We start from the raw sequence: 12,778 nt of genomic DNA on the forward strand, positions 1-12,778 counted from the left end.
ATGAAATTATTGCACCGGTATTTAAGTCTCACCATCATCAGGTCGCTAAAAAGACTGATTACATTCCTCAGCCAGCGTTGAAATTAAATATTGATAATGTCCAATTAACGATTTTCAAAGGGACTAATGCGCATTTAGCTACTGAAGTCACTAAAATACTCATTAGTTAGCATGATCAAGCCCATCTGATCGATTAAGGAATTTTATGCTATAAATAATCTTGTTTACTTCAACCATAATAAGAACATATCCTTAACGAATTTAAATTACCTGAGATTTTTTCGTTGTCGGCACTTTTTACGTTTATTTTTAACCTTTATCATTCTTAACCAATATTGATGGTACTAAGAAAAAGCCATATCATTTATGGTAGTTATTAGATATTGCTTTTCGCCGGTAATATACGATATGATTATTTGAAATGAAAGGATGATGAACGATGATTGAAGTTATCAGAGTAGCTACCAAGTCAACTGATTTTAAGAAAATCAATCATGTATATAAAGCAGTTTTCCCTAAAAATGAGCGTTTACCATTATCTTTTTTAAGAATGCGGGCAAAAGCCGGTAAAGCAGAATTTTGTAGTATTTATGATCAACAAAAGTGGGTAGGGTTCTTCTACACAGTATTTGATCGGCGAATAGCTTATATATTCTTTTTAGCAATTGATCCGTATTACCATAGTAGAGGATACGGTAGTGCCACATTAGCAGCAATAAAAAAGCGGTATGCTAATAAATTAGTAACATTAAGTACTGAGCGAATAGATCCAATAGCAGTAAATAATAGCCAACGGATACGGCGCCAACAATTTTATATAAACAATGGTTTTGAAAAGACTGGTTTTTACACAATTGAAAAAGATAATGAAAAATTTGATTTAATGAGTCAGCAACAATCAATGGTAAATCCACAATTATTTCAACAATTGATGAATCGCTTTTTGACTAATCGCCATCGTCACTATATGCCATTTAAGATAATTAGTGAGTAATAAAAAAGGCCCTCCAAAATAGAGGACCTTTTTTCTATTTACGTTGGTCACGCATCTTAAATGCTAAAAGAATTGCGATAACAATTAAGACAATAGCAAAGTAAACGCCGTAGTGGAAACCATTAGTAAATCGGAAAGCAGTTGAACCAGATACGGTTGAGCTTCCTAATGCTAAGAAACTGGTAGCTAAAGCAGTAGCTAACGCACCGATAACTTGCTGCATCGTATTCATGATTGTACTACCATCACCTGATTCCATCCCTGATAAAGCGTTTAAGGCACTAGTCTGTGATGGTGACATAGCAAGCGGGCAACCGATCATTAGGATGATGTGAGCAATTACAACATAAATAATCGAGGTGTTTGTACTTGTAAATACTAACATTACAGCTCCAATTAAAGCGATAATGAAACCTAGAATAGCTGGCTTTTTAGCCCCGATGTTATCATATAATCGACCAGCCAATGCTGAAGTCAAGGCGTTAATAACACCTCCCGGTAACATAACTAGTCCAGTTAAAGCAACTGGTAATAGGAGACCGTTTTGGTAAAACATTGGCAAAAGGTACATCGTCGAAAGAATAATTCCGAAGTCGAGCATAACTAACGAGGAACCAATAGCAAACGCAGGATTCTTGAAAATTCGTAAGTTAAGAATAGGGGTGGCTAAGTGTAGTTGCCGATATACATAAAATCCTAAGACAAGAATTCCGATAAGCAAGGAGCCAAGAACTGACCATGATAACCAGCCATCGCGACTTGCTAAACTTGCACCGATAACAATTCCAGAGCAACCAACTGCTGACTCAAGAATTGATAAAACGTCAACATGAGGTTTAGTCAATTCACCAATATTCTCTAATGAAGTAATTGCAAAGATTAAAGCAATTAATAAGAACGGAATAAATAACCAAAAGATCCATTGCCATGATAGTTTAGCTAAAATTAATCCAGTTAATGTCGGACCAATCGCTGGCGCAAACATAATAACTAAGGCGCAAATTCCCATGACAGCCCCAATCTTTTTTGGTGGGAAGATTTGCATTACCACAGCAAACATTAATGGAAGAATTAATCCGGTACCAATTCCCTGGATCATCCGACCAATCAACAGAACTGGGAAATTATTAGCTAACGCTGAAATGCAGGCACCAACTATAAAATCAGTAAGTGCAAAGATAATTACTTGGCGGGTAGTAAACCATTTAGTAATAATACTTGATAGTGGCAAGATAATTCCGATAACCAGCATATAGCCAGTAACTAACCATTGAATCGTGGCAGTATTAACTTGTAAAGCTGCCATTAATTTTGGCAAAGCGATATTTAATGATGTTTCGCTAAACATTCCTACAAAAGCGCCAAGTAGCATACTGACCATCGCAAGTTTTGGATGGGCAACTTGTTGGCGGGCTTGTAATGCATTTTCCATAAATGAAAACACTCCTTCTCTCTATATAAAATTCACACAAATGTTAGTCTAGCAAATTAGGAGAAGGGTTCGTAAGTCCTTTTTGAGATGGATAATAATCTTAAGATAATAGCTTAAGATTATTAAGCTGACTTGATTGTTAATGATTATTATGATTTATTTTTAAAAATTCTATTTGGTGATAATACAATTTAGAAAACAAACGATTTAAATATTAGAAAGGTAGCGTCTAAAGACTGGCAACATTACTTCTTTCATTTTATCTCTGTTATATCAGAATAAGATTCATTGTTAATAAAAATAAAGACTATCAAACCACAACATATAGTGTTTTAAAAGTCAACTCTTTCTATAAGTTGTATTTTGGGCTATGATAGGAACCGTTATATTCGAGAGGTGAAATGATGATGAAAGTGCAAGTAGTTAATGAACGAGATCTTAACAATTTAACAAGTGTCAGCGTAGTTAAACGTGATGGAACGGTGACACCATTTTATACTTATAAGATTAAGCTGGTTTTACATGCGCTTAATGCGGACGAGCAGACTATTCAGAGTGTTTATGAGACTATTTTTGCTGCCTTAGTTAATCAATCAACAGTTAAAGCTGAAACTATTGCGAATCTTTTCGTTCAAGGTTTAGTAGCTGCTAATCATGAAGAACTTGCTAAGATTTACCGTGATTATCGTAAACATGATGAAGAGATATTTGCTAAGGCGACAAATCCCCAGAATAAATTAGAGCAGCTTTTTGACCGTAATTCCCGGGTTGTCCATGAAAATGCTAATAAGGATAGTCATGTTTTCAATACTCAGCGGGATTTAGAAGCGGGAGTTGTTAGTCGCGCACTCGGTTTGCGGATGTTGCCAGGAATTGTTGCCAAGGCTCATTTACGAGGGGATATTCACTGGCATGACCTTGATTACTCCCCAGTAACGCCGGAGACTAATTGTTGCCTGATTGACTTCGATGAAATGTTTAAGCATGGTTTTAAGATTGGTAATGCATGGGTATCTTCACCGCGTTCAATTCAAACGGCGACTGCACAAATGTCCCAAATTATTGCCAACGTTGCTTCTTTACAATATGGTGGATGTTCTGCTAATCGGATTGATCAATTATTAGAGCCATATGCCAAGCTTAATTATGATAAGCATATGAAAGACGCAAAAAAGTGGATCGTTCCAGTTAAGCGTGAGGAATTTGCTCGTGAAAAAACTAAAAAGGATATTTATGATGCAATGCAGGCGTTAGAATATGAGATTAATACCCTTTATTCTAGTCAAGGTCAAACACCTTTTACGACAGTTAATTTTGGCTTAGGAACGAGCTGGCTCTCACGAGAAATTCAAAAGGCAATTTTAAAGATCCGTATAAAGGGGTTAGGGAAAGAACACCGAACAGCTATTTTTCCTAAATTAATATTTACTGTCAAACGAGGATTAAACCTAAACCCAGGAGATCCTAATTATGACATTAAACAACTCGCTCTTGAGTGTTCCACTAAACGAATGTATCCGGACTTGCTAATGTATGACAAGATTAAAGAGATTACGGGAAGTTTTAAAACACCAATGGGTTGCCGGTCTTTCTTACAGGGATGGACAGACCCTGAGACTGGTAAGGAAGTTAATTCCGGACGAATGAATTTGGGAGTTGTGACAGTTAACTTACCGCGGATTGCTCTTGAGGCGCATGGCGATAAGCAATTATTCTGGGAAATTTTTCAAGAAAAGATGAATATTTGTAAGATTGCCCTTGATTATCGAATTAAGCGAACAAAAGAAGCTAGACCGGAAAATGCGCCGCTTCTATATATGTACGGTGCATTTGGAAAACGATTAAAGAAAACAGATAGCGTTGATGAAGTATTTAAAAATAGTCGGGCAACAGTTTCACTTGGCTATATTGGTTTATATGAAGTATGCGCTACATTCTATGGTTCAAACTGGGAGGGCAATCAAGAGGCTCATGACTTTGCAATCGCAATTACCAAAGCAATGCATGACCTTTGTGTCAAATGGGAAAAAGAAGAAGGATATCATTTTAGTTTATACTCCACTCCTGCTGAATCCTTAACTGATACTTTTTGTCAAGATGACTTAAAGAAGTTTGGTCGGGTCGAAGATGTAACAGATAAGGAATACTATACTAACAGTTTTCACTATGACGTGCGTAAACACCCAACCCCATTTGAAAAACTTACTTTTGAAGAGGACTTTCCCAACTACGCTGCTGGCGGCTTTATCCATTATTGTGAATATCCTAATCTTCGTCAAAATCCAAAAGCTCTCGAGGCAGTATGGGACTGGGCATATGATCACGTTGGTTACTTAGGAACTAATACATCGATTGACCAATGCTTCAAGTGTGGCTTTAAAGGTGAATTTGCGGCAACAGCACGAGGCTTTAAGTGTCCACAATGTGGTAATCATGATCCAGCAACTTGTGATGTCGTTAAACGAACATGTGGCTACCTAGGAAATCCACAACAACGTCCAATGGTTCATGGTCGTCACGAAGAAATTATCCACCGGGTAAAACATATGGATGCAGGGATGATTAAAAAGGCTGCTACCTTTGAACAAAATCGACAAATGGATATAAAAGCTCATGCTGGAATTACTGGTAAGCAGATTTAATATTATATAGAAGAAAAAGGTCTGCTTTAGCAAATGTTGCAGGCCTTTAATACTTTAATATAGGAGGAGAAGTAATGGCTGAAGCTAAATTACCGCGAAATCCGAAGCCACAAGAATGGCTGGCTAAGGATTATTCACAACAGTATATTGCTGACTATAAGCCGTTTAATTTTGTTGATGGTGAAGGCGTTCGGTGCAGTCTCTACGTAAGTGGCTGTCCTTTCAGATGCCCTGGTTGTTATAATCGAGCTGCGCAGAATTTTCATTATGGACAACCTTATACACAGGAATTAGAAGACCAGATTATTAAAGATCTTTCGCAGAGTTATGTTCAAGGGTTAACCCTTTTAGGCGGGGAACCTTTCTTAAATACCCAGGTATGTTTAAAAATAGTTAAACGGGTAAGAAAAGAATTTGGTCATGAAAAAGACATTTGGTCCTGGTCTGGCTATACCTGGGAAGAGTTAATGAAGGAATCTGATGATAAGCTGGAGTTATTACACTACCTTGATATTCTGGTGGATGGACGCTTCTTACTTGCAAAAAAAGATTTGACACTCCAATTTCGGGGGAGTTCAAACCAACGAATCATTGATGTCCCCAAATCATTGCAACAAGGAAAAGTAATAATTTGGGATAAACTTATTCGTTAATGAATAAAAGGCCACTGGGGAGCTAAAAAATGTTTGTATATGTTCATATTTAGTTACAGTGGTGTTACAAAAAATCATAATAATAGAAAATAAGCCACTACTTTTGCAAATTCGAAGTAAAAGTAGTGGTTTATTTATGTTATATATTACAAAGTTTGGCAGACGACGGGAGAAATTTAGCTCCACCTAATTTACTGTTATAACAGTGGAAGAGCTATAAATATGAAAGGGTTATTAATTTATTTATTACAAAATATTACGAAAGACAGCAAAATTGATAATACAGGGTAACCCATGTGTAATTTTAAGGGAGTATATTAATAACTGTTGAGAGATATAAAGACTCAACAACTTAAATAATTAAACAAATAAATTAACTAACTAATTAAAACGAATTTTATGAAAAGGATGGGATTTTTCTTTATGAAGTTAACGAAAAACATCGCGAAAATTACTGCTGCTGTGGCAGGTACTGTTGCCTTGGGAACATTCGCTACAGCAACTACTGCTAATGCTGATTCGGTATACACGGTGCAAAGTGGTGATACTTTATCAAGCATTTCCTATAAATTAGGTCATGATTTAACCTATGTTGATTCCTTAGCCTCAAATAATAATATTGCCAACAAAAATTTGATTTATGTTGGTCAAAAATTAGTGATTAAAGACAACGGCCAAGTGGCACCAGCAACTGCACAACAAGCCGCTACTTTGCCAGCAGCAAGTCAAGCATCTGCTACAGTAGAACAGCCACAAGAAACACAACAGACAAGTCAAGTACCGGTAGCTACAAGTCAAGCTGTTGAGCAACCAAGTCAAGTACAATCAGCAGCACCGGTATCAGCTCAAACACAATCACAAGCACCAGTTCAGTCTGCGGCTCCACAGTCAACTGCTACAGCAACAGCGCAACAAAGCTATAGTGCACCTGTTCAACCACAAGCTTCTACCACTACTACAACAACTAACTACAGTTCCAACGTTAGTGGTAATGATGCATCAGCTAAGGCGTGGATTGCTGCTCGTGAATCTGGTGGTAACTACAGCGCCCGTAATGGTCAATACGTAGGTAAATACCAATTGTCAGCATCATACTTAAATGGTGATTACTCAGAAGCAAACCAAGAACGAGTAGCCGACCAATACGTAACGAGCCGTTACGGTTCATGGAGTGCTGCCCAATCATTCTGGCAATCACACGGTTGGTACTAAAATTTAATTTTATTATAGGGAAGCTGGAAATTAAGCTCTATAAGTTCGGATACCATTAATAATAGGTTGAGGCCGAGAAAAAACATTTTGTTTTTTCTCGGCCTCTTTAACAAAGTAAATGAAAAAAAGTTAATTTTATTTTCATCTTAATCTAAAAATATACTATAATAGAATTATTCAAGTGATGAAAGGATGAGATCCATGCCAAAAGAGAGTCAGATTATTGATACAAAGTCATTATATATAAATCCTGATCGCGGAGTAGCAACCTTAAATTATAGTCAAAACTATTTCACGGATATTCCATCATTAATCAATAGTGATGAATTGAAGGCGGTTGTTAAGCTTTATCTTGCTTCACGTAATCCTGATCATGATGACGATGCTTTTGATAATGCAAGTGCTAATAAGTTCATCGACATTTTGAAGAAAGTTTTGTTTAATGACGATAGTGCTTTTGATGAATATGATCCTAAGGATATTTTAGAGAGTGTTGAAGAATTATATTCATACTACCGGTCATTTTTACGGGTATCGGTAATTAACTTTAATGATAATAAAATTTTAGGCAATGAGTTTCGGACAGTTGATACCCAGTTTAATGATTTAGTTCGAAAAGCATACCGTATTCTAGAAGAAAAACTTCAAGGATTTGAAAACCGCACATATCGGCAAGTGAATGCAGCTACTAATGCGACGGTGTTAGTTCAGCAACATGATTGGCAGATTCCAGAAGGTTATGATGAATTACAGGATATTGACTTTATCAATACAGTGATGCTTCGTCCACCAATGATGATGCACACTAAGAGTAATAAGCGGGAAGGGGTATTTTCAGAAGTTAAAGAAAACCCAATCAAGCGTTTCCATGGTCAACGTGGCAAATGGTACTGTTACCCTGCTAAGATTGGTGAAAGTCTTGCCTTTATTTACTTTAATGTTGATTATTTAGTAAATGGGATCGCACTTTCCAACCTCTTTGAATTAGCTTCGCCTGATGAAATTGAAGGTCAAAAGCCTGACATGATCCTCCTCTTTGGTTTGGAGAAGACTGAAGGCATGGTTTCTCATTACTACCGCGATGAAAAGAATAATATGTGGATTGGGGAAGTACCTTATACAGACAAGACTACTTACTTTGGATATATGAAGAAAATGTGCCTAACTTTGCATAATCTTCACCAAATTTATAATGGTCGGTTACCAATTCACGGTTCAATGCTAAAAATTAAATTTACTAATGGTAAGGAAAAGAATGTTGTTTTCTTTGGTGATTCAGGTGCTGGTAAGTCAGAGTCAATTGAGGCATTACAAGAACTAGCAGATGATAAGATTGTAAGCATGGAGACAATCTTTGATGATATGGGAAGTTTTACTTTAACTGATGGTGAACCAGGTGTATATGCCCAGGGAACTGAAACAGGTGCCTTTGTGCGGCTTGATGACTTAAGCAGTGCGGTTGCATTTAATAACATGGACCGTGGTGTTTATCTTAATCCAGAACAAAAGAATGCGCGGGTAATTATTCCTGCAGATACTTATCAAAACGTCATTAAGCATCACCACATTGATATGTGGCTATATGCCAATAACTATAGTGATGAAGTTGGAATTCATCGCTTTGATACCAAAGAAGAAGCTGAAAAGGTATTTATCGCTGGGCAGCGAAAGGCGTTAGGGACAACTGATGAAGTCGGAATGAGTAAGACATTCTTTGCCAATCCATTTGGTCCGGTTCAAGAACCAGAATTGACTAAGCCGATTATTAATAAGGTCTTTACGAAGCTCTTTGATCAGGGTGTTTATGTTGGAGAAATCTTTACCCATCTTGGTAATGATAAATCAAAGGATGCCCTTAAGGAATCAGCCCAGGAATTACTTGATGTTTTGATGAATAATTAAGATTACGATTAAGACAATTTTGCAATAGTTCTGTAACAATTATTTGTTATAGAGCTATTTTTTCATTTTACTCGGTATTTTTTATCAAAAGATTCAATTCATTTATTCTATTGGAATTTTTGCTGTTGCTGTTGAACGTGGAAATTCGTTGATATGGTAAGACTTTTGCGGGCAAATAATTATGTGAAGTATTTCATTACAAAAAATTACATAAGTAACGAAAATTGATAAATGCTGGTAACCCGCTCGTAACGCTAATCCTGTATAGTAGATATCGTTGAAATGAGTTATTTGATTAATTAAGAGAAAAGGATGGATTGAATTTATAATGAAGTTATCTAAGAAAGTAGCCAAGATTACAGCAGCGATTACTGGTGCCGTCGCATTAGGTACGGTTGCTACTGCAACAACTGCAAATGCCGACAGTGTATACACGGTACAAGCAGGTGACACCCTTTCTGGGATTTCTTACAAATTAGGTCACGATCTAACTTTTGTAGATACATTAGCGAGTCATAATAATATCGCTGATAAAAACTTGATTTATGTTGGTCAACAATTAGTAATCAAGGATGACGGTGAAGTAGCTCCTGCAACTCAAGAGCAAGTTGCTACACTACCAGCTGCTAATGTTGCTTCATCAGCAGATACACAAACGCAAGCTGCAACTGAAGCACCAGTGGCAACTCAAACACCACAAACACAGACTGCTCAACAGCAGGCACCTGTTCAAACACAGACTGTACAACAACAATCAACAAACCAACAATCAGCTACGACAACTAACTACAGTTCCAGCGTTAGTGGTAATGATGCATCAGCTAAGGCGTGGATTGCTGCTCGTGAATCTGGTGGTAACTACAGCGCCCGTAATGGTCAATACGTAGGTAAATACCAATTATCAGCATCATACTTAAATGGTGATTACTCAGAAGCAAACCAAGAACGAGTAGCCGACCAATACGTAGCGAGCCGTTATGGTTCATGGAGTGCTGCCCAATCATTCTGGCAATCACACGGTTGGTACTAAAATTTAATTAAGATAGATAATCAACAAACTTCAAACATATTAAAGCGCTTAGTCTCATATGATGGCTAGGCGCTTTTATTCGTTATTTATATAAGTTTGTGAAACTTTGATGGTTATTGATAGTCCTTCTGTAAGTAATTGCAATTTACATAATCATAAAAATATTCATTTAATATATATTAAAATATTGGCTTTAATAATAAAACGCTTCTTATACGTAGGGAATTACCCAATTATGATGAAACCGTTTAAATTGTATTATTAAAATGTAGAAAGTGACATTTATCACTAAGTTGTAGATTAACTAATGGCGCGAACTAGAGGAGGTTGTCTTGATGACTTCAAAGTATGAAACAGAACCAAAGGGGTACACAATGACGACGGTAATGCAAGAAGCAGCTCGTTGTCTCCTATGCCATGATGCCCCATGTTCTCAAGCATGTCCGGCACACACAAATCCAGCTAAATTTATTCGGAGTGTTCGTTTCCGTAATATTAAGGGGGCGGCAGAAACAATTCGTGAAAATAATGCCTTGGGTTCTATCTGTGCTCGGGTTTGTCCTACTGAACGATATTGTGAAAAGGCATGTACCCGTGCAAAGATTGATGGACCTATTGATATCGGTGGAATTCAGCGTTACGTTACTGATATGGAACGTAAGCTTAACATGAAAATTCTTAAAGCTGGTGAGCCAAATGGAATGAGTGTTGCGATTGTCGGAAGTGGTCCTTCTGCATTACAGGCAGCGACAACGCTCTTACAAAAGGGATATGCCGTTGATATCTATGAAAAGAATGCTAAGGCCGGTGGATATTTGACATACGGAATTCCTGAATATCGTCTTCCTCAAGAAATTGTTGATTATGAAGTACAACGGATTCTTGACTTGGGTGCTCACATTACGTATAACACAACAGTTGGTAAGGATATTTCAATGGATAACCTTAAGGCAAATCATAATGCCGTAATTGTTGCTATTGGGACAAGCAAAGCTAAAATGCTGCCAATGTTTGAACATAATATTTGTACAGAATCAGCTATTTCATTCCTTGCCCGTGCAAAGGAAAACAACGGAAAACTTGATGATCTTCCAAAGAATGTCCTTGTTATTGGTGGTGGGGATGTTGCAATGGACGTTGTCACAACCCTCAAGAAGCTAGATGTTCCTTATGTTACTGATGTTGTATACGAACAATTTGATGAATTTAAGGCTTCAAAGAAAGAATTAGCCGGAGCACAAGCAATGGGTGTAACAATTGTTGATGGTTATGTTCCAAAAGAAGTTCATCAAAATCGGGCAACATTTAAGCACCGTAAAATTGACAGTGAATTAACGATTACCGCGGATAAGATTATTTTAGCGGTGGGACAAAAAGCCGATGCTGAAGGCTTAGATCTTGATTTACAACATAATGAAATTCCATTCCGGGAAGCACGGTTCCGGACAAAGGATCCGAAGGTATTTGCTACCGGTGATATTGTTGATGGTGACAAGACCGTTGTTGTAGCTGTCCAAAAAGGAAAAGAAGTTGCCGAAGAGATTGACCGCTTGTTAGGAGGACAAGAAAATGATTAAAAAAGACTTATCAGTTGACTTTTTAGGAGTTCATTTTGAGAACCCATTCTGCTTGTCATCTTCACCAGTTGGCAATTGTTATGAGATGTGTAAAAACGCATATGATGCTGGGTGGGGTGGAATCGTTTATAAGACTCTTTCACCAGAACACTTTAAAATTGATGAGGTTTCACCACGTTTTGATGAGTTGACAAAGGAAGATACTCCGTTTGTCGGCTTTAAGAACATGGAGCAATTATCCGAACACCCATTAGACCAAGATTTGGCTGATATGCGCCGGTTAAAAGAAGAGTACCCAGAAAAAGTTTTAATTGCCTCAATCATGGGTGAAACGCCAGAAGATTGGACTAATCTTGCTAAGCTCGTTACTGAAGCAGGCGCTGACATGATTGAACTTAATTTCTCATGCCCACAGATGACGTCTCATACAATGGGTTCTGACGTGGGAACTAATCCTGAATTATGTAAGAGTAATTGTGAAGCTGTTAAACGCGGAACTAGTTTACCTGTTCTTGCCAAAATGACACCAAATATTACTTCAATGGTTCCAGTTGTTAAGGCTTGCCTTGAAGGTGGTGCTGATGGATTCTCATCAATCAATACCGTTAAGTCGATTGTTGATGTTGATCTTAAGAAGAAAGTTGGGTTGCCCAACATTGATGGTAAGTCATCAGTATCAGGCCTTTCCGGTAAAGCTGTTAAGCCAATTGCATTGCGGTTCTTGCAACAGCTACGTTCAGCTGCTGGTCTAGAACAGTTACCTATTTCAGGAATTGGTGGTATTGAAACCTGGGAAGATGCAGCTGAATTCATCTTAATGGGGGCTACTACTCTTCAAGTAACTACTGCAATTATGCAATACGGATACCGAATTATCGATGATTTGACTAATGGTTTGATGCACTACATGGAAGAACAACATGTTGATCATTTGCAAGACTTAGTTGGATTAGCAAATAAGAATATTGTTCCGACTAACCAATTAAACCGTAACTATAAAGTTTATCCAAAGATTGATTGGGATAAGTGTATTGGTTGTGGCCGTTGCTTTGTATCATGTCAAGATGGTGCTCACCAAGCTTTGACGTGGGATGATGATAAGCGCTTACCAGTTTTTGATAAGAGTAAGTGTGTTGGTTGTCAACTATGTGCATTAGTTTGTCCAGTAGGTGCAATTAAGCTTGGTGTCGTTGAAATGAAGCCGGGACGTAAGGGTAATCCAGATGAGATTGATGTTGGTTCACAACGTCTACATCGTTACCATCCAGCAACGGCAACACAAGAAAATTAACTAATAAAACTGCTGAAGAAAGGGATTTCCTTTCACCAGCAGTTT

General features: G+C 37.5%; 9 protein-coding genes. 8 read left to right on the top strand and 1 reads right to left on the bottom strand.

The window, feature by feature from the left end; all coding sequences use genetic code 11:
- The first annotated feature begins 439 nt into the window (after nucleotides 1-439).
- Nucleotides 440-994, top strand: coding sequence for a GNAT family N-acetyltransferase (locus H5S39_RS09195; protein WP_182595100.1), 555 nt, complete (start codon nucleotides 440-442; stop codon nucleotides 992-994).
- Nucleotides 995-1,028: 34 nt separating this feature from the next.
- Here H5S39_RS09195 and H5S39_RS09200 read toward each other — a convergent pair whose 3' ends face one another.
- Entirely contained in the window at nucleotides 1,029-2,426 is a 1,398-nt protein-coding gene (locus tag H5S39_RS09200) for a DHA2 family efflux MFS transporter permease subunit (RefSeq protein ID WP_182595099.1), read from the bottom strand.
- Between the two features lie 407 nt (nucleotides 2,427-2,833).
- Between H5S39_RS09200 and nrdD the strand changes: the two genes are divergently transcribed.
- From nrdD to preA, 7 genes are all read left to right on the top strand, one after another.
- Entirely contained in the window at nucleotides 2,834-5,068 is a 2,235-nt protein-coding gene (gene nrdD, locus H5S39_RS09205; protein WP_182595107.1) for an anaerobic ribonucleoside-triphosphate reductase, read from the top strand.
- Nucleotides 5,069-5,142: 74 nt separating this feature from the next.
- Complete coding sequence (nrdG, locus tag H5S39_RS09210; protein WP_182595098.1) at nucleotides 5,143-5,721, top strand: anaerobic ribonucleoside-triphosphate reductase activating protein; 579 nt, start codon at nucleotides 5,143-5,145, stop codon at nucleotides 5,719-5,721.
- A 423-nt stretch (nucleotides 5,722-6,144) separates the two neighbouring features.
- Nucleotides 6,145-6,933, top strand: a complete 789-nt coding sequence (gene apf, locus H5S39_RS09215; protein WP_182595097.1) for an aggregation-promoting factor — start codon at nucleotides 6,145-6,147, stop codon at nucleotides 6,931-6,933.
- Nucleotides 6,934-7,134: 201 nt separating this feature from the next.
- Nucleotides 7,135-8,835 carry a phosphoenolpyruvate carboxykinase gene (locus H5S39_RS09220; protein ID WP_182595096.1) on the top strand — a complete coding sequence of 567 codons (1,701 nt, stop codon included), beginning with the start codon at nucleotides 7,135-7,137 and terminating at the stop codon, nucleotides 8,833-8,835.
- Between the two features lie 328 nt (nucleotides 8,836-9,163).
- On the top strand, nucleotides 9,164-9,865 hold the full coding sequence (gene apf / locus H5S39_RS09225; RefSeq protein WP_182595095.1) for an aggregation-promoting factor: 702 nt from the start codon (nucleotides 9,164-9,166) through the stop codon (nucleotides 9,863-9,865).
- Between the two features lie 335 nt (nucleotides 9,866-10,200).
- Nucleotides 10,201-11,442 carry an FAD-dependent oxidoreductase gene (locus H5S39_RS09230; protein ID WP_182595094.1) on the top strand — a complete coding sequence of 414 codons (1,242 nt, stop codon included), beginning with the start codon at nucleotides 10,201-10,203 and terminating at the stop codon, nucleotides 11,440-11,442.
- Nucleotides 11,435-12,733: an NAD-dependent dihydropyrimidine dehydrogenase subunit PreA gene (gene preA / locus H5S39_RS09235; RefSeq protein ID WP_182595093.1), complete on the top strand. Its 1,299-nt coding sequence runs from the start codon at nucleotides 11,435-11,437 to the stop codon at nucleotides 12,731-12,733. The genes H5S39_RS09230 and preA overlap by 8 nt, the downstream gene beginning before the upstream one ends.
- Nucleotides 12,734-12,778 lie beyond the last annotated feature (45 nt).

Origin of the sequence: Limosilactobacillus rudii (genome assembly GCF_014145455.1) — a bacterium.
Lineage (GTDB): Bacteria > Bacillota > Bacilli > Lactobacillales > Lactobacillaceae > Limosilactobacillus > Limosilactobacillus rudii.

Coding starts and splice junctions, on each gene's coding strand:
- H5S39_RS09195 (WP_182595100.1), top strand. CDS start 440: ATGATTGAAGTTATCAGAGTAGCTACCAAGTCAACTGATTTTAAGAAA.
- H5S39_RS09200 (WP_182595099.1), bottom strand. CDS start 2,426: ATGGAAAATGCATTACAAGCCCGCCAACAAGTTGCCCATCCAAAACTT.
- nrdD (WP_182595107.1), top strand. CDS start 2,834: ATGAAAGTGCAAGTAGTTAATGAACGAGATCTTAACAATTTAACAAGT.
- nrdG (WP_182595098.1), top strand. CDS start 5,143: ATGGCTGAAGCTAAATTACCGCGAAATCCGAAGCCACAAGAATGGCTG.
- apf (WP_182595097.1), top strand. CDS start 6,145: ATGAAGTTAACGAAAAACATCGCGAAAATTACTGCTGCTGTGGCAGGT.
- H5S39_RS09220 (WP_182595096.1), top strand. CDS start 7,135: ATGCCAAAAGAGAGTCAGATTATTGATACAAAGTCATTATATATAAAT.
- apf (WP_182595095.1), top strand. CDS start 9,164: ATGAAGTTATCTAAGAAAGTAGCCAAGATTACAGCAGCGATTACTGGT.
- H5S39_RS09230 (WP_182595094.1), top strand. CDS start 10,201: ATGACTTCAAAGTATGAAACAGAACCAAAGGGGTACACAATGACGACG.
- preA (WP_182595093.1), top strand. CDS start 11,435: ATGATTAAAAAAGACTTATCAGTTGACTTTTTAGGAGTTCATTTTGAG.